This is a genomic window from Pedobacter polysacchareus, from assembly GCF_019802255.1.
Lineage (GTDB): Bacteria > Bacteroidota > Bacteroidia > Sphingobacteriales > Sphingobacteriaceae > Pedobacter > Pedobacter polysacchareus.
Genome location: NZ_JAHYSS010000001.1, coordinates 676,763 through 699,485, shown reverse-complemented (window position 1 = coordinate 699,485; position 22,723 = coordinate 676,763). Strand labels below are relative to the sequence as shown.

The following is a 22,723-nucleotide window of genomic DNA, read 5'->3' as shown; positions in this document are numbered from 1 at the left end:
AATGATTTCTATAAATAAAAGCTTAATGATTAACTCAATATAATGAATATTTCTTTTTAATGAAACCACTCCATTTATAAATTAGCAGCACCATTAACGAAACAAACAGAAAAACGAAAAAATTGTTCTATTTTTTTAATGCAAACAGCGCCCAACTGACCACAAAAAATCCCAAACCAGTAATCACTGGTGGCAGCATGAGCTTAGGTCCTGATAAACCAACAAAAATAATAGCGATTCCTAAAATGATTAATAAAACTGCAGAGATCTGTAATACGGTTCTTTTTTCCATGAATACTTAATTGAGTCAAATAATATGCTGCTGCAAGGTATTCAATATTAGCTGTACCAACATCATCATTTTCGGCTGCGATGGAATTGAGATAGTATAGTAATGAAAGTTTGTAGAAATTGGAGGCAGGTAATGGGGGAAAGCCAATTAAAGCAAAAAGCCGCTCTACTTTCGTAAAGCGGCTTCGTAGCCCGTAGGGGAATCGAACCCCTATTTCCAGAATGAAAATCTGGCGTCCTAACCGGTAGACGAACGGGCCATTTAAGGTTGCCTTCAACTTACGTTGACGAACCTGTTTTGGTAGCGGGAACCAGACTCGAACTGATGACCTTCGGGTTATGAGCCCGACGAGCTACCAACTGCTCCATCCCGCACTCTATGTTAATACTCTCCTACCACTGTAGTCAAGTTAATGATCTTTCTTTACATCGTAAAGGAAGATTGTAGCCCGTAGGGGAATCGAACCCCTATTTCCAGAATGAAAATCTGGCGTCCTAACCGGTAGACGAACGGGCCATTTAAGGTTGCCTTCAACTTGCGTTGACGAACCTGTTTTGGTAGCGGGAACCAGACTCGAACTGATGACCTTCGGGTTATGAGCCCGACGAGCTACCAACTGCTCCATCCCGCACTCTATGTTATTACTATCCTACCTCTGTAGTCAAGTTTATTAATATCCTCCTTACACGTAAGGAGGATCGTAGCCCGTAGGGGAATCGAACCCCTGTTACCAGAATGAAAATCTGGCGTCCTCACCCCTAGACGAACGGGCCATTTTGACTGCCACTAACTTTACAATTAGCGAATCAATTTTGGTAGCGGGAACCAGACTCGAACTGATGACCTTCGGGTTATGAGCCCGACGAGCTACCAACTGCTCCATCCCGCACTATATACAATTCCGATTGTGTTAATTAATTGGTTAACTCTTCCTCCGAATTGGAATGCAAAGATATAATTCGTTTCTTTGCGGTGCAAATTTATTTCAAAAAATATTTTCATGTCACATAAAGCAGGTTTTGTAAGTATAATTGGTAAGCCCAATGCGGGTAAATCAACGTTAATGAATGCCCTGGTGGGTGAAAAGCTTTCTATCATTACTCCGAAAGCTCAGACTACCCGTCACCGTATTCTGGGAATTGTCAATGAAGAAAATTATCAAATCGTATTTTCGGACACTCCGGGGATCATAAAACCACGTTATGGTTTACAAGATTCTATGATGAGTTCTGTAAAAGGAGCACTGACTGATGCAGATCTTATTCTGTTCGTTACCGACATTAACGAAACACATGATGAGAATGATGTATTAGATAAAATCATTGACACCACGATCCCAATGATTGTCCTGATCAATAAGATCGACAACGCAACACAAGAAGAAGTAGAAGCGAAAATGACCTACTGGCAGGAAAAGTTAAATCCTAAACATATATATGCCATCTCCGCTTTACACCTATATAACTTAGATGGTATCATGGAAACAGTATTGGATCAGTTACCCGAACATGCGCCTTTCTATGATAAAGAAGATTTGACAGACCGTACACAAAGGTTCTTCGTTTCAGAAATCATCAGAGAGAAGATCTTCAACAACTACCAGAAAGAGATTCCTTATAGCACAGAAGTAGTGATTACTTCCTTCAAAGAAGAAGAGAAAATTACCAGGATTAGTGCAGAGATCATCGTAGAACGTGATTCACAGAAAAATATCCTGATTGGTAAAGGTGGTGCAATGCTTAAAAAGGTGGGTACTGAGGCCCGTAAGGATATTGAGAAATTCCTGGACCAAAAAGTCTTTTTAGAGACCTTTGTAAAGGTAGTTCCAGACTGGCGAAGTAAAAAGAACTATTTAAAAAGTTTCGGGTACGAAAATTAAGCTTACCTTTGCAACCCCTTAATAATTAATACAATTCATACATACACATGAGCAACATTATCGCAATCGTCGGAAGACCAAACGTAGGCAAATCTACCCTATTTAACCGCTTAACAGAGAGTCGTAAAGCCATTGTTGATGATTTTAGCGGTGTAACCCGTGATCGTCATTACGGATCGGCAGAATGGACTGATAAGCAGTTTACTGTTATTGATACCGGAGGCTATGTAGCCAATTCCGAAGATTTATTTGAAGCAGCAATCCGCGAACAAGTGGTTATTGCTATTGAAGAAGCAACTGTATTGTTGTTTATGGTGGATGTCGTAACCGGCATTACCGACCTGGATGACGAAATTGCACAGTTACTTAGACGCAGCAATAAACCTGTATTCATCGTTGTAAATAAAGTAGACAATACTCAATTACAAAATGATGCTTCCGTATTTTACGGATTTGGTTTAGGTGAGATCTACCCGATCTCTTCTATGACTGGTTCTGGAACAGGTGATTTATTAGATGATGTGATCAAACACTTCGAAGATGTAGTAGAAGAAGAGAATACATTGCCTAAACTTACTATTGTTGGCAGACCTAACGTTGGAAAATCATCACTAATCAATGCATTGATTGGTAGAGAAAGAAATATTGTAACCCCAATCGCTGGAACTACAAGAGACTCTATACATATCCACTACAATCAATTCGGACACGAATTCATGTTCATCGATACCGCAGGTCTTCGTAAAAAGACTAAAGTAAAAGAGAACATCGAGTTTTATTCTGTAATGCGTACCATCAAAGCTTTGGAAGAAGCAGATGTCGTGATCTTAATGGTTGACGCCATGGAAGGGTTAGAATCGCAGGACGTTAACATTTTCCACCTGGCAGAGAAAAACAAAAAAGGTATCGTGATCCTGGTTAACAAATGGGATTTAGTAGAAAAAGACAGCAAAACCACTAAGATTTTTGAAGATCAGATTCGTACTAAATTACAACCATTCACTGATGTACCAATTGTTTTCACCTCAGCACTGACTAAACAGCGTATTCACCAGGCAATTGAAACTGCCTTGGAAGTACACAAAAACAGAGGAAAGAAAATTCCAACCTCTAAATTAAATGATGTGATGCTGCCGATTATTGAAAAATATCCGCCGCCAGCATTGAAAGGAAAGTACATCAAGATCAAATACATCACGCAAATCAATGGTACTTCACCAATGTTTGCTTTCTTCTGTAACTTACCTCAGTACATCAAAGAACCGTATAAACGTTTCATTGAAAACAAACTGCGTGAAAACTTCGATTTTAGCGGAGTACCTATTCAGATCTATTTCAGACAGAAATAATCTATAAATTACTGCAAACTGGATAATGCCTGTTTGACCATTGCATCACTCAAGTTGAGCGCTTTGTAATAACCGGCATCACCCAGGTGGTATTTACAAAGCAAAACTTTAACATCATTCAGGATTAAAGGTTTTGCTGCCTGAAGTAATTTAGGCTCAATCACAATATTCTTACTTTGAATATATTTAATCAAATCCTTGTAATCTGCATCATTAATGGTAAAGGTTGCAAGGTTTTGTTCTAAAAAGGGAGCCGTATACCGATTTCCCAATACGTCATACACAAAATCAAACAGTACTTTCTTAGCGATCAGCTTTGCGTAAAACCTGTTGTAACCACTGGTATCCATTTTTACATAGATATCTGGCTGGATGCCCCCACCTAAAAAGTCTTTACTCTTCTTCAAACTATCCTTTAGATTTTCTGAGGTCAGCTCCCCATCATTGAAACGGTCTTCAATTTCATTCTGATAGGCATTGTACCCTTTCTTATAAGATTTCTGAATACTCCTGCCTGATGGCGTATAATACCTCGCAATCGTTAGATTCAAAGCCGATCCATCCACAAATGGAAATTGCTCCTGTACCAATCCCTTGCCAAAAGAACGGCGTCCGATGATGATCCCACGATCCAGATCCTGAACCGCACCGGCAAGAATTTCCGAGGCAGAAGCCGAATTTTCATTGATCAATATCGCCAGTTTTCCTTGTTCAAACTCCCCACCGCCGGTCGTAAAGTAATCGGTACGCGGTTCATGTTTTCCTTGTGTATAGACAATCAGCTTATTTTCGCTGAGAATTTGATTCGCTAAACCCGTGGCAGCAGTCAGGTAGCCTCCCCCATTATCACGAAGATCCAGAACCAGCTTTTTCATTCCTTTTGCTTTCAGACTACGCACAGACTCGACAAAGTCGGAATCCGTATCTGCACCAAACTTGCTGATGCGCACATATCCTGTTTCCGGATTGAGCATATAAGCTGCGTCAATGCTGCTCACTTTTACCCTCGCCCGGTTTACGCTGATGGTCACCGGCTGAAGATTCCCGGGATGCAAAATACTCAATTTCACGGCAGTCCCCTTTTTACCCTTGATCTTGCCAATCATCTGTTCTCTCGGCAGAGCACGACCACTCACAAATATGGTGTCGATTTTAAGGATCTTGTCGCCCTGGCGAAGTCCAGCAAGGTATGCAGGTCCTTCTTTGACTACATTAGTAATCAATAAAGTATCATTCAAAATGTAATACTCAATTCCGATACCTTCAAAATTACCTCCTAAATTTTCGGCAAATTCATTGGCTTTAGCCGGAGGTAAATACACACTATGCGGATCCAGCTGATGAAGTAAACTATCAATTGGCAAATGGTGTAAACTGTCTGCATTCACCTCATCCACATAGTTTTTATTGATGATGTGGATGATTTCATCGACCTTCCTGCTGCTATCTGCCGCATAAGCAAGCGGCTTCTGCATCGTATACCCCTGATCTTTTAAAAACTTATAGCCCACAAACATCCCCCCTATTAAAGTAAGAGAATAAGTAAGCGCGATTAAAAGGTGATTTCGGGTGGTCTTTTTCATGGTTTATTGCTGCGTAAAGTTATAAAATAACCCTATCATTTAGTAAATTAAGTCCTAATCATTCACAATTGTTTACTCTTTATAAGAATTAACAAGAATGTTGCAGCTTTGTTCCCGAAGATCCTATATGATAGGCGAATATTTCGCGTTTAAAAAGAAAATCCCGAGTTTTAACAAAAAAAAATATGATCAGAGTTACCGAGCAGGAATCCACCTATCATCACATCGATCAGATGTCTGTCCTTGAAATTCTTCAGGGGATCAACAAAGAAGATCAAACCGTTCCACTGGCAGTGGAAAAAGCAATCCCGCAGCTGGAAAAACTGGCAATTGCGGTTACGGAACGCATGAAGAATGGTGGACGTTTATTTTACATAGGTGCAGGAACCAGCGGCCGTTTGGGCGTAGTAGATGCCTCAGAATGCCCGCCAACATTTGGTGTCCCTTTCGACTGGGTAGTTGGCATCATTGCCGGCGGTGATACTGCGATCAGAAGAGCTGTTGAAAATGCAGAAGATGATGTTGAACAGGCCTGGATAGACTTACAGGAATATCAGATCAATGAAAAAGACAGTTTAATTGGCCTGGCTGCTTCCGGGACTACACCTTACGTAATAGGCGGATTAAACACCGCGCGTCAGCATGGCGTCCTGACCGGATGTATTGTCTGCAATGCCGGTGGCCCAATTGCCGCAGAAAGTGATTTCCCTGTAGAAATTGTAGTCGGCCCAGAATTCCTGACCGGTTCTACCCGCATGAAATCCGGAACCGCACAAAAACTAGCCTTAAATATGCTCAGCACTACCGTCATGATTAAACTCGGACGTGTAAAAGGGAACAAAATGGTGGACATGCAGCTGACCAACCATAAACTGGTGGATCGTGGCACACAAATGGTAATGGAAGAACTAAACATTGACTACGCGAAGGCGGAAGACTTGCTTTTACGCCACGGCAGCGTACGTAAAGCAGTAGAGGCCGGCAGCAAATAACAAAAACTATATGCACGAAATCGAACCTTTCTACCTCTGGCGCGACGATTACATCGCTGCGGAAGATGAGCGTTCTCCGTTTTATGACACCGAATACTCAGAATTCTATTTTGATAAGCAGCTGTACAATTTTTTAATCCACCCGCAATGGGATGATTTCGGCTCCAACACGCTCTACATAAAAGTATTGTATGCGGATTACGATCGGAATTATGCCATCATTGAATTTATTGGTGAATGGAATGATGCCATAGACAACGACATCATGCTGCTCAAAAGAGAAATCCTTGAGCTGATGATCGATGAAGGCATCAACAAGTTTATCCTCATCGGAGAAAACATACTGAACTTCCATTCTTCCGAAGACAGCTATTACGAAGAGTGGTTCCAGGATGTGGAAGATGGATGGATCTGCGGCATCAATTTCCAGGAGCATGTGGTCGAAGAGTTCAGATCTGCCAACCTGGATTACTACATCAACTTTGGTGGTCAGCTTGACGATTTGGCATGGAGAACCCTAAAACCACTGCAAATTTTCAAGAAAGTAGAAGAAACGCTGACAAAAAGGCTTGGGGCATAGGTTTTGTAAGAACGTAAACTAATTAGTACCTTTAACTATTAAAATTTAAAGAAAAATGGACAACAACAATAATTACGAATGGGCACACAAAACAGTATTTGTGGAGCAGGAAAGAGGAGTCGTTGCTAAGAAATTCTTCGCAAATGTATTCTTATGGATGTTTATTGCCCTGAGTTTATCAACTGTAGCCGCTTTATTCATCTCGAATTCTGAAGCCGCTTTAAGACAGCTGGTCAACTTCGAAACCGGACAAAGAACAGTTTTAGGATATATCGCCATGTTTGCACCACTAGGCCTGGTTTTACTCATGGGAGCCGGCTTTAGCCGCCTTTCTTATGGTGCCTTAATCGGTGTATTTACCCTTTTCTCTATCTTATTAGGGATCAGTTTAAGCTTTATATTATTAGTATATACCGCAGGATCTATTGCCGCATGTTTTGGTGCCGCAGCAGGTATTTTTGGAATCATGGCCTTTTTAGGGTATACTACAGAGATAGATTTAACTAAATTCGGTCCTATCCTAATGGTAGGTGTAGCCGGCTTATTCATCGCCAGCATCATCAACCTGTTCTTAGGCAGCCCAACATTCAGCTATGTAATGAGCTTCTTCGGTGTAGCCATCTTTACCGCTTTAACCGCTTATGACGTTCAGAAACTGAAACGTATCGGTGCAGGTCTGGAAGAAAGTGGTGATCCTATCGTACAAGCTGATGGTAAAAAATTAGCCATTATGGGCGCTTTATCTCTATACCTTGACTTTATCAATATCTTCCTTTTCTTATTGAGAATCTTCGGAAGCAGAAAATAAGGGATAAAAAACCAATCGGTTTCGAATACCAGATCAACATTTTACAAGAAAGGGCTATCAACAATTGTTGATAGCCCTTTCTTGTTGATCATAAAATACCGAACGCTCCTACATCCACTGGAGCTCATCTCAATACATAAGAACTGTCTTTTAATATATTTAACAATAAGCATACGTTATATTACAGAGACAGATCAGCAGGAAAAATTCGACGTATTTTAATTACAAAGCCAGAGAATCCAGAATATTATTCCGAACTGCCCCTCATTCCCCCCGACTATTGCAATATTATATGCTTTAACCGCTGTTTTTTTGGAAATGATTTTTCTTTGTTGCACTTTTGCAGAGCTTATAGAGAAAGACGGAGGGATTAGACCCTGCGATGTCTTAGCAACCTGTGCTTACAAGGTGCTACATTCTACCGGAACCGGACCATCGGTACCCGAAAGATAAGTTAAAGTCGACCCGATACCGGACTTTTCAATAAGCATTTTAACTGTGTGTAAAACCTTAACCGACAGGACATTCCTAAGCGGGAATCTTTTACCCAGGCCTTACCCGGAGATATAAAAAAATGGACATTAGAGCAGAGTTAGAGAAACGCATATTAATTATTGACGGAGCCATGGGTACCATGATCCAGCGTTATATCCTGACAGAAGAAGATTTTAGAGGCGAAAGATTTAAAGATCACCCTTGTGATGTGAAAGGCAATAACGACTTGCTAAACCTTACGCGTCCTGATATTATCAAAGCAATACACACCGAATACTTAAAAGCCGGTGCAGATATTATTGAAACCAATACCTTCAGCACACAGCGCATTTCCCTGGCAGATTACCAGATGGAGGAGCTGGACTATGAAATGAGTTTTGCCGGTGCTAAAGTAGCACGTGAGGCAGTAGACGAATTCATGGCTGCCAACCCGGACCGCAGGTCCTTCGTTGCAGGTGCTGTGGGCCCAACCAATAGAACACTTTCCCTTTCACCAGATGTAAACGACCCTGGATACAGGGCCCTGACTTTTGATGAACTGGTGTCTGCTTATGATCAGCAAGTACGTGGATTGGTAGATGGTGGTTCGGATGTCTTGTTAATCGAGACCATTTTCGATACCCTGAATGCGAAAGCGGCTATCTTTTCCATCAAAAAATATGAGAAAGAAATCGGGAAAAAGATAGAGATCATGATCTCTGGAACCATTACCGATGCTTCGGGAAGAACTTTATCCGGACAAACGGTAGAAGCATTCCTGAACTCTGTGATCCATGCCGATCCGATCAGCATCGGTTTCAACTGTGCTTTAGGCGCCAAAGACATGAGGCCGCACATTGAAGAACTGTCTGCAAAAGCCTCTTGTTACGTTTCTGCCTATCCAAATGCAGGACTACCTAACGAATTTGGTGCTTACGATGAAATGCCGCATGAAACCGCTCACCTTGTGGAAGACTTCATCCAGCATGGTTTCGTAAATATTGTAGGTGGCTGCTGCGGAACAACGCCGGAACACATCGCCTGTATCGCTGCAAAAGCGAAAAAGGTCACACCAAGAAAAATCCCTACCGTCCCTCCATATTTGCGTTTAAGCGGATTAGAAGCGGTTACCGTTACCCCGGAAAGCATTTTCGTAAACATCGGGGAACGTACCAATATCACCGGATCTCCAAAATTCTCCAAGCTGATTTTAGGAGGTGATTATGAAGCCGCGCTAACTGTTGCCCGTCAGCAGGTAGAAGGTGGTGCACAAATCATCGACGTCAACATGGACGAAGGGATGCTGGACGGTGAAGCAGCAATGGTGAAATTCCTGAACCTCATTGCTTCAGAACCGGACATTTCCAAGCTGCCTATCATGGTCGATTCCTCAAAATGGTCGGTGATTGAAGCCGGTCTGAAATGTTTGCAGGGAAAAGGAATTGTGAACTCCATCTCCCTGAAAGAAGGACCGGAAAAATTTATTGAAAGTGCTAAAAAGATCATGAATTACGGCGCAGCTGTAGTCGTGATGGCATTTGACGAACATGGACAGGCCGATAACTTTGAACGTAGAAAAGAAATCTGTAAACGTTCTTACGATATATTAGTAGACGAAGTAGGTTTCCCAGCTCAAGACATCATATTTGACCCGAATATCCTAACCGTGGCAACCGGTTTAGAAGAACATAACAACTATGCCGTAGATTTCATCAATGCGACACGCTGGATCAAAGAAAACCTGCCTTATGCTAAAGTAAGCGGCGGAGTATCTAATATTTCCTTCTCTTTCCGCGGAAACAATACCGTGAGGGAAGCAATGCACTCTGCCTTCCTTTATCATGCCATTAAAGCGGGTCTGGATATGGGGATTGTAAACGCAGGGATGCTGGAAGTCTACCAGGAAATTCCGCCAGAATTGTTAGAACGTGTGGAAGATGTGCTGCTGAACCGCAGAGAGGACGCCACAGAACGCCTGGTAGAGTTTGCTGAAACCATCAAATCTAAAGGCAAAGAGATCGTTAGAGATGAAGAATGGAGAAAAACCAGTGTAGAAGAACGCCTTTCTCATTCTTTGGTAAAAGGAATTATTGAATATCTGGATGCCGACGTAGAGGAGGCCAGACAAAAATATCCGAAACCTATCCATGTGATCGAAGGTCCTTTAATGGACGGAATGAACATTGTTGGAGACCTATTTGGCGCCGGAAAAATGTTCCTGCCACAGGTCGTAAAATCGGCCAGGGTAATGAAAAAAGCGGTAGCTTACCTCCTTCCCTTCATTGAACAGGAAAAATTGGACAACCCTGATGGGAACACCAGTTCTTCGGCAGGAAGAGTCTTAATGGCCACTGTAAAAGGCGATGTGCACGATATCGGTAAGAACATTGTAGGCGTAGTATTGGCCTGTAATAACTTCGAAATCGTAGATATGGGCGTGATGGTTCCCGCGCAAACTATTATTCAAAAAGCAAAAGAAATCAATGCCGACATCATCGGATTGAGTGGTTTAATTACCCCTTCCCTAGATGAAATGGTACATTTTGCCAAAGAAATGGAACGTGAAGGATTTACCATTCCTTTGATTATTGGTGGTGCAACCACTTCCAGAATCCATGCCGCAGTAAAAGTAGCGCCAAACTATTCAGGCCCTGCCATTCATGTACTAGATGCTTCAAGAAGTGTAACCGTGTGCAGTACCTTAATGAACCCGGAAACCAGAGGTGCATATATTGATGGCATCAAACAGGAATACGATAAAGCCAGAGAAGCGCATTTAAACAAACGCTCCGATAAACGCTATAAAACTATAGAAGAAGCTAGAAAAGACCAGTTTCAAATCGACCTGGATCTGGTAGCCCCTGCCCCTGCATTTACCGGAACAAAGGTATTTGAAGATTATCCACTGGAAGATCTGGTCCCTTATATCGACTGGACGCCATTCTTCCATACCTGGGAATTACGCGGCAGTTACCCTAAAATCTTCAACGATAAAAGCGTTGGTGATGAAGCAAAAAAACTATTTGATGATGCGCAAGCCTTATTGAAACGCATCGTTGACGAGAAACTATTGACTGCCAAAGGCGTAATCGGTTTCTGGCCGGCAAATACTGTTGGCGACGACATTATCCTGGATGTAGCAGGTAAAGAAGTGACCATTCATACCCTTCGCCAACAAGCGGAAAAAATGGCTGGAGAACCTTATTATGCACTTTCCGACTTTGTAGCGCCAAAAGAATCAGGTGTTGCAGATTACTTCGGAGGCTTTGCAGTCACCACAGGTATCGGCTGCGATGAACTGGTTGCAGAATTTGAAGCCAATTACGACGATTACAATAGCATCATGGCAAAAGCATTAGCCGACAGGCTTGCAGAAGCTTTCGCTGAAAGGATGCACGAGCTGGTGCGTAAAGATTACTGGGGTTATGCAAAAGATGAAAAACTGAGCAACGAAGACCTCATTAAAGAAGAATACGCAGGGATTCGCCCGGCACCAGGCTATCCTGCCTGCCCGGAACACAGTGAAAAAGGAACACTTTTTGAATTGCTGGATGCCGAAAACAGAATCGGACTTCGCCTCACAGAAAGTTATGCCATGTACCCTACCGCAGCGGTAAGTGGTTTCTATTTCGCACACCCGCAATCCAGATATTTCGGATTGGGGAAAATTACCAAAGATCAGGTCGAAGAATATGCGACCAGAAAAGACATGCCACTGGAAGAAGTGGAAAGATGGTTGAGCCCTAACCTGGCTTACTAAATAACAGATAACGAGACCTAACAAGCAATATTTAATGAAGATCGTAGACCATATCAGCAACGCAAAAGGAAAAACCCTTTTCTCATTTGAGCTCTTGCCACCTATAAAAGGACAAAGCATCAAAGGCATCTTTGACGCCATCGATCCTTTAATGGAATTCAACCCTCCTTTTATTGATGTGACCTATTTGAGAGAAGATTACATCTACAAACAACATGCAAATGGCTTGTTGGAAAAAGTCGCTTACCGGAAACGTCCGAGTACAGTGGCTACCTGTGCTGCGATTATGAACAGGTACAAAGTAGATGCGGTTCCTCATTTGATCTGTGGTGGTTTTACCAAAGATGAAACAGAGAACGCTTTGATCGATCTTCAGTTCCTGGGCATTGATAATGTCCTGGTATTGCGCGGTGATGCCCGAAAAAGCGACAATGCTTTCATCCCAACACCGGATGGCCATGCCTATGCCTCAGAATTGTTACAACACGTAGTGGATATGAACAATGGCCGCTACCTGCATGATGATATGGAGAACTCTGAAAAGACGGATTTCTGTATCGGAGTAGCCGGATATCCGGAGAAACATTATGAGTCGCCGAACCTGGATACCGATTTCAAATACCTAAAACATAAGGTAGATCTGGGTGCTGATTTCATCGTTACCCAGATGTTTTTTGACAATAAAAAATACAAAGCACTGGTAGATAAATGTCGTGAAAACGGGATCAATGTCCCTATTATCCCGGGACTTAAACCAATTACCAGCAGCAAACAGCTGATCAGTTTACCAAAGATTTTCCATTTGGATATTCCTATTGAACTGAGCGAAGCAATTCAATCCTGCAAGTCTGAAAAAGACGTAAAAGAAGTTGGAATCGAATGGATGATCCATCAATGTAAAGAGCTGAAAGAAATGGGCGCACCAGTACTTCATTTCTACACGATGGGGAATCCAGAACCAACAAAAAAAATCGCCAACGCCGTGTTTTAGCCCTTCATGATAGCCGATAGGTATTTTTTGGAATACTCTTTGTACCTTTCGGCTATCATTAATAACGTAAGGCTATGAAAAGAATCATCTTATTGGCAATGGTCATGACCAGTACTTTCGCTGCATGTACCACCTTAAAACCTGGAACAATAGGAAATGGTGGCCTGTCAGAATTGGGAGGAAGCTGGGAGTTGAATTACATTTCTGGCCCCAGAATCGCTTTCAACGGATTGTATCCAGCAAAGAAACCAAGCCTGACTTTTGACATTACCAACAAGAAAGTAAGCGGCAATACCAGCTGTAATTCTTTTTCCGGTGCTTTGGTAGCGGATGATACCACCATCAATTTCACCCATCCAATGGCCATGACAAAAATGGCCTGTCCCGGTGAAGGAGAGGCCATCTTTATGGAAATGTTAAGGAAAACCAGCAGTTATTCAGTGAGCGACAGCACCCTGAATTTCATGATGGGCGACATTGCCATTATGCGTTTTCATAAAAAGTAGTCAGGTAGTTCTTAAATGAACTATAATCCGTATCCATTTTTTCTGCATGTTTAGTTTTTAAATCCAGTTCCAGTACAGCAGCAGGAATTTTGATCTTTGCAGCCAGTTCTGCTGGAAATACATCTGGAAATTTACAGGCATGGGCAGTCGACAAAAATACACCCGCAGCGTTTTGCTCTGGGTTTTCTTTTTTATAGTCTGCTAAAGCTAAAGCTGCAATCGCGGTATGCGGACAAGCGATATAGCCATATTGATCATAGATAGATTGAATCCCAGCCAATGTCTGCTCATCGGTATAGGTATAGCTTTTCAAAATCTGTTTCAAAGCTTCCACATCCTGGTTAAAAAGATCCATAATCCGCACCCAATTGCTTGGCGCCCCAACATCCATCGCATTCGCGTAAGTCTGTACAGATGGTTTCGTTTCATAAACTCCTGTTTTCAGGAAACGCGGAACAGTATCATTTACATTGGTTGCCGCGATGAATTGTTTCACCGGCAAGCCCATTTTATAAGCCAGCAATCCCGCTGCAATATTTCCGAAATTTCCGCTGGGCACAGAAAAAATCACTTCCTTTTTACCCGCTCTGCGCAATCTCGCCCAGGCATTGAAATAATAAAAAGTCTGTGGAATCAATCTGGCGATATTGATCGAATTTGCAGAGGTCAAGCGAAGTTTCTCGTTCAATTCAGCATCAGCAAATGCCTGTTTCACTAAATGCTGACAATCATCAAAAGTACCCTCCACCTCTATCGCATGGATATTATGTCCATTGGTGCAAAGCTGTAATTCCTGGATCTCACTTACTTTTCCTTTTGGATAAAGAATGGTGACCCTGGTATTGGGCACCCCAAGAAAACCCAGTGCTACTGCTCCTCCCGTATCGCCGGAAGTAGCCACCAATACATCTAATAATTGCTCCCCATCCTTTAAGAAATAGGCCATGATTCTACTCATGAAACGTGCGCCGAAATCTTTAAAAGCCAATGAAGGGCCATGAAACAGTTCTAATACGTAAGTATCTGCTTCCAATTCTACTACAGGAGCATCGAAACTGATGGTTTCTTCCACTATTTTCTTTAAATCATCTAAAGGAATTGCCCCATCCAACAAGGTCGAAGCCACTTTAAAAGCGATCTCCGGCATACTGTATTTATGGATATTTTCAATGAACTCCTGATCTAACAAAGGAACATTTGCCGGCATATATAAGCCTTTATCCAAAGGCATACTGTTAAAAACAGCCGTTGGAAAGTCAACATTTAGTTCGTGATTATTTGTGCTGTATAATTTCATGTGGATTAATCTAAAATAACAGGGCCTTTTTGATTTACGGAGGATACAAAAGAAAGGCTGTTGATGCCAATTCCTTTTAAATGCTGCTGTAGTTTTTGGGTGATGGTGTTTGCAGTGGCTTCGTCTTTTGTTAAAGCAAAAACAGAGGGGCCGGAACCAGAAATTCCGAATCCAATAGCGCCGGTTTTCAAAGCCAGCGACCTCATCTTGTAGAAATCCGGAATCAGGATGGAACGGGTCGGTTCTACCAGAATATCCGTCATACTGCGCCCAATCAGGTCATGGTCTTTTAAAAACAAACCACTCACTAAACCTGCTACATTTCCCCATTGCGTCACGGCATCTTTCAATAATACTTTGGAACGAATCATTTGTCGGGCATCTTTTGTGGGTACATCTACTTCCGGATACACAATGGCTGCATATAAATCTTCAGGGTGCGGCAAGCTGATGATGTCTAAAGGCTCATAACTCCTGATCAGCACAAAGCCACCCAATAAAGCTGGAGCTACATTATCCGCATGGCCATAACCGCAAGCCAGTTCCTCGCCTTTCATTGCAAAAGGCACCAATTCTTTATTGGTCAATAAACCATCAAATAAGTTGTTTACCGCGAACAATCCGGCTACCGTACTGGCAGAGCTGGAACCTAATCCACTGCCAATCGGCATTTTCTTGTGCAGTTCAATTTCTATCCCGGTATCCGGTTTCCCGATATGATTTAAGTAATGCTGCACACTGGCACTTACCGTATTTTTCTTCGGATCAAGCGGCAAACGCCCATCATCACCAGTGATTTTGGTAATGGTAATTCCAGAACCACCTGTCAATTTCATGATGACTTCATCGCCAGGTTCATTCACTGCGAAACCCAAAACATCATAACCACACACCACATTGGCTACTGTAGCCGGGGCAAAAACTTTTATAGATTCTTTCATCGTTTACCAACGTTTATAATATCAGCGAAAACACCTGCGGCAGTTACTTCGGCACCTGCACCAGGGCCTTTAACTACCAATGGACGGTCTTTGTAACGGTCGGTAGTAAATGAAATGATATTGTCACTACCAGACAACATGTAAAAAGGGTGGTTGTCATCTACCATTTGCAAGGTGATTTCCACCTTTCCTTCTTCCAGTTTCCCGATATAACGCAGCACTTTTTTATCCGCTGCGGCTTGTTTTTTAAACTTTTCAAAATACTCGGTATTGTTTTCCAGTTCCTTGTAAAAATCAGCAACGGTTGCTGCTGCCAGACAAGCAGGAGGCAGCATACTTTCAATCGTAATGTCTGATTCTTCCAATGGATAACCGGCATCACGTGCCAGAATCAACATTTTACGCATAAAGTCTTTTCCGTTCAGGTCGTCTCTAGGATCTGGCTCAGTATAGCCTTTATCCTGTGCTTCTTTCACGACCTCATGGAACAATTTATCACCAGTATAATTGTTGAATATATAAGAGATCGTTCCGGATAAGATGGCCTCAATGCGGTGAATCCGGTCGCCGCTCATCATCAGATCTTTTAAAGTACGGATGATTGGCAGGCCTGCACCCACATTGGTTTCGTAATGAAAATCTACACCATAAGTCCTTGCTGCCTGTTTAAACGCAGCATATTGTTCGTAATCTGCAGAATTACCAATCTTATTACAAGTCACCACAGAAATGCTCGATTGCAGCACATCCTTATAAAACTGAATCGGATTATGACTGGCAGTATTGTCTACAAACACGCAATTTGGCAGGTTCATCGCTTTCATCTTTTTAATGAAAAGGGGTAAATCTGCAGGCTCTCCCTCACTTTCCAGCGCTTCTTCCCAATTGCTCAAAGCGATTCCATCTACATTGAGGTACATCTTACGGGTATTACAAACGCCCATTACCTTTACCTGAAGGTCATTATTGGTGGCCAGAAAATTCATTTGCGCTTCCAGCTGTGTAAATAAGGTCTTGCCAATATTCCCTGTTCCCAGACAAAAGATAGGCAGTGTTCTTTTCAGATTCGCATAGAAAGCATCATGCACTGCATTTACAGCTTTCGACAAATCCGGTTTAGAGATGATCACAGAGATATTGTACTCCGAAGATCCCTGTGCAATTGCCCTGACATTGACTCCGTTTCTACCTAAAGCATGGAACAGTTTTCCCGACATTCCAGGGGTCCGTTTCATGTTTTCACCAACAATAGCTAAGGCGGACAAACCGTTTTCTACTTCCGGATATTCTAGTTTTCTGGCCTGTAGTTCCAGTTCAAACTCCTTATTGATCAATGCCAAAGCTTTCAAAGCGTCACCCGGTTTTACCGCGAAAGTGATGCTATGCTCAGAAGAAGACTGTGTAATGAGGATAACATTGATCTGTTCACGGGAAAGTAAAGAGAACAACCGACCGCTGAAACCCGCTTTTCCAACCATTCCACTACCAGAAAGGTTCAATACACTGATTTCATCAATAGAAGAGATCCCTTTGATCGGCAATTTTGAACTTCCCGCACCGTGTTTGATATAAGTACCCGGGAAATCGACATTGAATGTGTTTTTGATCACAATAGGAATGCGCTTTAAAAACGCAGGGATCATCGTTGGCGGATAAATCACTTTAGCGCCAAAATAAGAAAGCTCCATGGCTTCTGTATAGCTCAATTCTGCAAGAGAGAAGGCTTTTTTCACCATTCTTGGATCGGCAGTCATCATTCCGTCCACATCTGTCCAGACCTGAATTTCGGAGGCATTCAGCGCAGAACCCCAGATAGCGGCGGTGTAGTCACTTCCTCCCCTCCCTAAAGTGGTGATTCTTCCTTCATCATTACTGGCAATAAAACCAGTTACGAATAATAATTTATCAGCATTTGACTCATAGAAATCTTTGATTAAAGTTTCTGTGAGATAGGTATTCACCTTCGCTTGTCCGAAGTTCTGGTCTGTTTTAATCAGTTCAGAACCATCCACATATAAGGCATGCGGAAAAGCTTGTTTGGCAATATGGCTCACCATTACTGCCGAGCAACGCTCTCCGTAACTCAATATCAGGTCTTTCGTTTGCAGGCTCAGTTCTCTCAGGTTATAAACCGACTGCAAAATATCTTCCAGCTCATTAAAATAGATTTTTAGCTTGGTGAGTACCGGATTCTGTGCGCTTGCTGGCAATAAGGCACGGATCACTTCAAAATGTTTCTTTTCAATAGCACTCAATTCCTCCCCATAAATCTTCCCTTTTCCTGCGTTTTCTGCCATCTCGACCAGGGCATTGGTTACCCCGCTCATGGCAGATAAGACGACAATGGGATTTTCAGCGCCTTGCTGCTCCTTCAGGATTCCCAGCAAAGCAGTGATGCTTTCTACGGAACCAACAGATGTACCTCCAAATTTTAATATGTTCATAGTTTTAGGTTAAAAAAAAAGCGCCTTCCCCGATTAGAGGAAGGCGCTTTTTGTGGTTTTTATTTTTAGTATTTTATACCCATTAGCTATCCTCCCTCCGAGATATCCCGGTGGTAATAATAATGGAAATAATGGTTGAATTATTAAACATTGTACATTATACACTTAGTGTGCTGTGGCGTAAAGTAAAGTTATATTTTTCTAATTAACAAATGATTACCTAAATATTTGAGTGAATTTTAAAAATATTGCGATTTAAGGGCGTAGCGCAGGTTTTATCAATCCTTTCCTGATAAGGCACTCTTATTCAGGGGCAAAAAGCAGAAAAATGATTCCGGCACCCCTATCCTCTTAAAATTAACCCAGTTTTATGGAAAGCGTAAGCTACGCGATTACAGACGCTGATTCCCGACAAACATTTTATTACCTTTACGCCATAATATGCAAGGATTAGTCATAAAATCAACAGGAAGCTGGTATCAGGTACAAGCGGAAGACGGCAACAGATACGACTGCCGTATTAAAGGGAAGTTCCGGATCAAGGGCATTCAAACCACCAATCCGATTGCCGTTGGCGATCAGGTAGACTTTGAGCTGGAGCCAAATTCAGAAAATGGGGTAATACATAAATTACATGAGCGGAACAATTACATTATCCGTAAATCCATCAACCTTTCCAAGCAGGCGCAGATTATTGCGGCCAATATGGACCAGGCATTTTTGGTGGTTACCCTCGTTTCTCCAAGAACTTCTTTGGGCTTTATTGACCGGTTTCTGGCTACTGCCGAGGCGTATCGCATTCCTGCAGTATTGATTTTCAATAAACTGGATTTGTTTAATGAAGATGGACTAGCGGTTTTAGAAGAATACAAGCATATTTATGAAAAGATCGGCTACCCTTGTTATACGGTATCCGCATTGGAAGGCACCAATATCCCACAGATAGAAAGCCTGTTAAAAGACAAAACCACCTTATTTTCGGGACATTCCGGAGTAGGAAAATCAAGCCTGATCAATGCTTTGCTTCCAGATAGACACATCAAAACCGGGGAAATCTCTGAAGCAAGTGATAAAGGACAGCATACCACCACTTTTGCAGAAATGCATGTTTTACCTTTTGGTGGTTACCTGATTGATACTCCAGGCATCAGGGAACTGGGTATTTTCGATATCAGACCCGAAGAATTAGGGCATTATTTCAGAGAAATGCGTGCCTTGATGAACAAATGTAAGTTCAATAATTGTCGCCATGTCAATGAACCAGGCTGTGCCGTCATCAAAGCGGTAGAAGATGGAGAAATTGAAATCAGCAGGTACGAAAGTTACCTGAGTATTTACCATGGTAACGAAACCCGCGCTTAATCCATTTTTTTAAACGATGAGAGCAATTATACAAAGAGTTACGGAAGCCAGCTGCGTAGTAGAAGGAACAATTACCGGCAGCATTGGTACTGGTTTTCTGATATTATTAGGGATAGAAGATACCGATATTACTGAAGACCTCGACTGGCTTAGCCAGAAGATCGTCAATATGAGGATCTTTGGCGATGAAAATGACCAGATGAATAAGTCCCTGGCTGATGTAGAGGGCAATATTCTCCTGATTAGTCAGTTTACGCTCTTTGCTTCCACGAAAAAAGGCAACAGACCTGGTTTTACCAGAGCAGCCAGACCCGAAAAGGCCATTCCTTTATACGAAGAAATGATTGCCAAATTATCTGCACTTCTTCAAAAAGAGATCAAAACAGGAATTTTTGGCGCAGATATGAAGATCAGTTTAATTAATGATGGCCCTGTTACCATTATGATAGATACTAAAAATAAAGAATAACATGACGATAGCAGAAGCCCAGGAAACCGTAGACCAGTGGATCAATAAAACAGGGATCCGTTATTTCAATGAGCTCACCAATACCGCGATCCTGATGGAGGAAGTAGGTGAAGTGGCCAGAATCATGTCCAGAAAATATGGCGAGCAGTCTTTCAAAAAAAGCGATGAGGCGGTAGACCTTGGCGATGAGATGGCCGACGTATTGTTCGTCCTGATCTGTCTGGCCAACCAAACCGGCATCGACCTGACCAGCGCCTTAGAGAAAAACCTGGTTAAAAAAACCATCAGAGATACCGACCGCCATCAGAACAACGAAAAGCTGAAATAGTTCCTTACTGATCAATGGTATATGCAGTGTTGTGCTTGATTTCTGTCATCACAAACAAACTGTTTACGTTGGCAATATTTTCAATTGCGGCGAGCTTATTCGTTAAAAAGTCCTGGTATTTGCTCATATCCTTCACTACTACTTTCAGAAGGTAATCGTAAGTACCGGCAACGTGGTAACATTCCATTACTTCCTCCAGCTTAGTCATGGCGGCTTCAAACTTTTTCAATAAGGGCAGCGAATGCACCTGCAAGGTCACGTTACAAAAGGCAGCCAGCGTTTTTCCAATCTTTTCCCGATCCAGTAAAGTCACATAATTCTTGATCACTCCAGACTTTTCAATCTTTTTCAATCGCTCATAAGTTGGCGTTACCGTAAGCCCAACTTTATGCGCAATCTCTTTTGTATTTAGCCTTGCATTCTGCTGTAACGCATTTAATATGCGCTGATCCATTTTATCGAACTGTTCCATCTAGTTTAGTTTTTCTAATTTCTACAGTAATTTCGCGCCATTAAGACGAATAAAACTACATGAAGGTAAAATTAAGTGTTTATTTTCTAATATTAATGATTTTGAAGACCAATAGAATTGATATCTCTAGATTTGTAGTCTGAACCACCTATTAGAACTATGGACTTTAACCTTTCAGCCGAGGATAACAAAAGATTATCAGAACTTTATGAAAAAGTGAAAGACCGGACGCGTTTGTTCCTGGGCTACCCTGTTTCTAAAGATTTTGACTATACCGACCTGCTTCCTTTCCTTCAATATCCGATCAATAACCTCGGAGACCCTTTTACGGAATCTACTTATGCGGTAGATACCAGGGAAATGGAAAGGGAAGTGATCGAATTTTTCGCGAATTTATTTCGCGCCCCTACCGACAATTGGTGGGGATATGTAACCAATGGCGGCTCTGAAGGTAATTTATATGGCCTTTATCTGGCCAGAGAACTGTATCCTAAAGCAATGGTTTACTATTCCGATGCGACACATTATAGTGTGCAAAAGAATTTGTTATTGCTCAACATGCCAAATATTGCGATTCGTTCTCAGGAGAATGGCGAAATGGATTATGAGGATTTACACAATAGCCTATTGATGAACAGACACCTACCGGTCGTGATTTTTGCCAATATTGGCACCACCATGACCGAAGCGAGGGACGATGTGAAAAAGATCAAAGGCATCCTCAGAAACCTGGCGATAAAAAACCATTATATCCATGCCGACGGCGCTTTGTCCGGAAGCTACAGTGCGTTTATTGAGCCTCGTCCAGCTTTTGATTTTGCCGATGGTGCGGATAGTATTGCCATCAGCGGACATAAATTTTTGGGTTCTCCAATGCCATGCGGCTTAGTGATTGTCAAAAAGACCAACCGCGACAGGATTGCGCGTTCCATTGATTACATCGGAAGCGTAGATACCACGATTACCGGCTCCAGAAATGGACACACGCCCTTATTCCTCTGGTATACCTTAAAAAAGTTAGGCTTAAAAGGTCTGAAAGAAAGAGCGATTCACAGCCTAAGCATTGCTGCTTATGCCGAAGCTAAATTGAAAGACCTCGGAATCGAGGCCTGGAGCAATCCAAATGCGATTACCGTAGTTTTTCCTGCCCCATCCAAATGGATTTGTCAGAAGTGGCAGCTGGCCTCAGAAAATGGTCTTTCGCACCTCATCTGTATGCCCAATGTGGGTCATGCACAGATTGATGAGTTACTAGCCGACCTGATCAGCAATCCAGAAGGCCTCAATTACAGCTTTCAGCAACAACCTGCCCCTACATTTACCACCCTATAGAAATCGGGTGCCCAAAAACTTTGGGCACCCTTCATTTCAGAATCCATTAACCTGTCATAAAAAGAAATAAAGCAAAGAAAATAGCAATATTTATTTCTTCTTTTTTGTTAAAAAGAATACAGCTCAGTTCCCAATGCAGGAAAAACTGACGACTGCTTTGTAAAAATTCCTTCCTGATTCTGGTGCAGAATTACCCATTTTAACCGGGACAGCAGACGCTATCTGTTTTGCTCTTGTTTTGCTCTTGTTTTGCTTTTCTTTAGCTCCGGCATTGCTCCAGCAAAAGAAAAGCAAAACAGGGACAGCAGCAAAGCAGGACATCAAAAGCTGTATATTCGAGTAAAAACCATTTTAACCATTAGTTAATTTCTGTTTAACAAAAAAAGGGGCGTCTATACAGACGCCCCTTTTCATTTCGGGTCAATACCCATTCATTTTTAGCTATTAAGCGGTCGTTTCATTCAACGCTGCTTTAATTTTTAATGCGGCTTCTGCCAGTTCTTCCTGGGAAGGTTTTAATTTTTCCTTACTAAAATTCATGTCGTTCACTGCATTCATAGGGATCAAATGGATGTGTACATGCGGTACTTCCAGGCCGATAACGGCAACGCCTACTTTTTTGCAAGGGAACGCTTCTTTTAGCCCTGTTGCCACAATCTTGGCAAACATGGTTAATCCAACATAGCTTTCTTCCTCCATATCAAAGATATAGTCAATTTCCTTTTTAGGAATCACCAGGACATGGCCCATGGTGAGGGGGTTAACATCTAAGAAAGCCAGGAATTCGGTGGTCTCTGCTACGATATGTGCAGGGATTTCGCCATCTACTATTTTTGAAAATATACTTGCCATGGAATGGGTAAT

The 22,723-nt window shown here is 42.1% G+C and carries 19 protein-coding genes, 6 tRNA genes and 1 riboswitch; of the genes, 12 read left to right on the top strand and 13 right to left on the bottom strand.

The window, feature by feature from the left end; translation table 11 throughout:
- Nucleotides 1-127 precede the first annotated feature (127 nt).
- The 7 genes from K7X70_RS02955 to K7X70_RS02925 form a co-directional block, all read right to left on the bottom strand.
- Nucleotides 128-292: a hypothetical protein gene (locus K7X70_RS02955; protein WP_222535644.1), complete on the bottom strand. Its 165-nt coding sequence runs from the start codon at nt 290-292 to the stop codon at nt 128-130.
- Nucleotides 293-479: 187 nt separating this feature from the next.
- A tRNA-Glu gene (locus K7X70_RS02950) sits at nt 480-551 on the bottom strand.
- A gap of 39 nt (nt 552-590) precedes the next feature.
- Nucleotides 591-666: transfer RNA gene (locus K7X70_RS02945), tRNA-Met, on the bottom strand.
- 70 nt (nt 667-736) lie between these two features.
- Nucleotides 737-808: transfer RNA gene (locus tag K7X70_RS02940), tRNA-Glu, on the bottom strand.
- Nucleotides 809-847: 39 nt separating this feature from the next.
- Nucleotides 848-923 (bottom strand) — tRNA-Met (locus K7X70_RS02935).
- A 70-nt stretch (nt 924-993) separates the two neighbouring features.
- Nucleotides 994-1,065: transfer RNA gene (locus K7X70_RS02930), tRNA-Glu, on the bottom strand.
- 40 nt (nt 1,066-1,105) lie between these two features.
- A tRNA-Met gene (locus K7X70_RS02925) sits at nt 1,106-1,181 on the bottom strand.
- A 111-nt stretch (nt 1,182-1,292) separates the two neighbouring features.
- Between K7X70_RS02925 and era the strand changes: the two genes are divergently transcribed.
- Entirely contained in the window at nt 1,293-2,171 is an 879-nt protein-coding gene (gene era, locus K7X70_RS02920; protein WP_062546744.1) for a GTPase Era, read from the top strand.
- A gap of 47 nt (nt 2,172-2,218) precedes the next feature.
- The gene (der, locus tag K7X70_RS02915; protein WP_222535643.1) at nt 2,219-3,520 is read left to right on the top strand and encodes a ribosome biogenesis GTPase Der; all 1,302 of its coding nucleotides are present in this window, start codon (nt 2,219-2,221) and stop codon (nt 3,518-3,520) included.
- A gap of 8 nt (nt 3,521-3,528) precedes the next feature.
- On the opposite strand, the gene K7X70_RS02910 is transcribed toward der, so the two are convergent.
- Complete coding sequence (locus K7X70_RS02910) at nt 3,529-5,103, bottom strand: S41 family peptidase (protein ID WP_222535642.1); 1,575 nt, start codon at nt 5,101-5,103, stop codon at nt 3,529-3,531.
- Between the two features lie 185 nt (nt 5,104-5,288).
- Between K7X70_RS02910 and murQ the strand changes: the two genes are divergently transcribed.
- The 6 genes from murQ (at nt 5,289) to K7X70_RS02880 (ending at nt 13,214) form a co-directional block, all read left to right on the top strand.
- Entirely contained in the window at nt 5,289-6,095 is an 807-nt protein-coding gene (murQ, locus tag K7X70_RS02905) for an N-acetylmuramic acid 6-phosphate etherase (RefSeq protein WP_222535641.1), read from the top strand.
- A gap of 10 nt (nt 6,096-6,105) precedes the next feature.
- A complete protein-coding gene (locus K7X70_RS02900; protein ID WP_222535640.1) occupies nt 6,106-6,675 on the top strand; it encodes a hypothetical protein in 570 nt (189 codons plus the stop codon).
- 55 nt (nt 6,676-6,730) lie between these two features.
- Nucleotides 6,731-7,483, top strand: a complete 753-nt coding sequence (locus K7X70_RS02895; RefSeq protein WP_222535639.1) for a Bax inhibitor-1/YccA family protein — start codon at nt 6,731-6,733, stop codon at nt 7,481-7,483.
- 346 nt (nt 7,484-7,829) lie between these two features.
- Nucleotides 7,830-7,939: riboswitch (SAM riboswitch) on the top strand.
- A 118-nt stretch (nt 7,940-8,057) separates the two neighbouring features.
- Nucleotides 8,058-11,717 (top strand): methionine synthase, encoded by a 3,660-nt coding sequence (gene metH / locus K7X70_RS02890; protein WP_222535638.1) that lies wholly within the window; start codon nt 8,058-8,060, stop codon nt 11,715-11,717.
- 34 nt (nt 11,718-11,751) lie between these two features.
- On the top strand, nt 11,752-12,708 hold the full coding sequence (locus K7X70_RS02885) for a methylenetetrahydrofolate reductase (RefSeq protein WP_222535637.1): 957 nt from the start codon (nt 11,752-11,754) through the stop codon (nt 12,706-12,708).
- 74 nt (nt 12,709-12,782) lie between these two features.
- Nucleotides 12,783-13,214 carry an META domain-containing protein gene (locus tag K7X70_RS02880; RefSeq protein ID WP_222535636.1) on the top strand — a complete coding sequence of 144 codons (432 nt, stop codon included), beginning with the start codon at nt 12,783-12,785 and terminating at the stop codon, nt 13,212-13,214.
- Here K7X70_RS02880 and thrC read toward each other — a convergent pair.
- Genes thrC through thrA form a run of 3 tightly spaced genes read right to left on the bottom strand, consistent with a single transcriptional unit; the run spans nt 13,192 to nt 17,896 of the window.
- Nucleotides 13,192-14,511: a threonine synthase gene (gene thrC, locus K7X70_RS02875; protein WP_222535635.1), complete on the bottom strand. Its 1,320-nt coding sequence runs from the start codon at nt 14,509-14,511 to the stop codon at nt 13,192-13,194. The two genes, K7X70_RS02880 and thrC, sit on opposite strands and share 23 nt — an antisense overlap.
- A 5-nt stretch (nt 14,512-14,516) precedes the next feature.
- Nucleotides 14,517-15,452 (bottom strand): homoserine kinase, encoded by a 936-nt coding sequence (locus K7X70_RS02870; RefSeq protein WP_222535634.1) that lies wholly within the window; start codon nt 15,450-15,452, stop codon nt 14,517-14,519.
- Nucleotides 15,449-17,896 (bottom strand): bifunctional aspartate kinase/homoserine dehydrogenase I, encoded by a 2,448-nt coding sequence (gene thrA / locus K7X70_RS02865; RefSeq protein ID WP_222535633.1) that lies wholly within the window; start codon nt 17,894-17,896, stop codon nt 15,449-15,451. Before thrA ends, K7X70_RS02870 begins: the two co-directional genes overlap by 4 nt.
- 441 nt (nt 17,897-18,337) lie before the next feature.
- Between thrA and rsgA the strand changes: the two genes are divergently transcribed.
- The 3 genes from rsgA to K7X70_RS02850 are packed head-to-tail and all read left to right on the top strand — an operon-like array spanning nt 18,338 to nt 20,055.
- A complete protein-coding gene (gene rsgA, locus K7X70_RS02860) occupies nt 18,338-19,258 on the top strand; it encodes a ribosome small subunit-dependent GTPase A (protein ID WP_222535632.1) in 921 nt (306 codons plus the stop codon).
- Nucleotides 19,259-19,274: 16 nt separating this feature from the next.
- Nucleotides 19,275-19,727: a D-aminoacyl-tRNA deacylase gene (gene dtd / locus K7X70_RS02855; RefSeq protein ID WP_222535631.1), complete on the top strand. Its 453-nt coding sequence runs from the start codon at nt 19,275-19,277 to the stop codon at nt 19,725-19,727.
- Nucleotide 19,728: 1 nt separating this feature from the next.
- The gene (locus tag K7X70_RS02850; RefSeq protein ID WP_062546729.1) at nt 19,729-20,055 is read left to right on the top strand and encodes a nucleotide pyrophosphohydrolase; all 327 of its coding nucleotides are present in this window, start codon (nt 19,729-19,731) and stop codon (nt 20,053-20,055) included.
- Nucleotides 20,056-20,059: 4 nt separating this feature from the next.
- Here the strand turns inward: K7X70_RS02850 and K7X70_RS02845 are convergent, their stop codons facing one another.
- The gene (locus tag K7X70_RS02845; protein ID WP_062546728.1) at nt 20,060-20,527 is read right to left on the bottom strand and encodes an Lrp/AsnC family transcriptional regulator; all 468 of its coding nucleotides are present in this window, start codon (nt 20,525-20,527) and stop codon (nt 20,060-20,062) included.
- A gap of 159 nt (nt 20,528-20,686) precedes the next feature.
- On the opposite strand from K7X70_RS02845, the gene K7X70_RS02840 reads away from it, so the two are divergent.
- Nucleotides 20,687-21,859, top strand: a complete 1,173-nt coding sequence (locus K7X70_RS02840) for a histidine decarboxylase (protein ID WP_222535630.1) — start codon at nt 20,687-20,689, stop codon at nt 21,857-21,859.
- Between the two features lie 444 nt (nt 21,860-22,303).
- Here K7X70_RS02840 and K7X70_RS02835 read toward each other — a convergent pair whose 3' ends face one another.
- A complete protein-coding gene (locus tag K7X70_RS02835; RefSeq protein WP_062546726.1) occupies nt 22,304-22,711 on the bottom strand; it encodes an HIT family protein in 408 nt (135 codons plus the stop codon).
- Between the last annotated feature and the right edge of the window lie 12 nt (nt 22,712-22,723).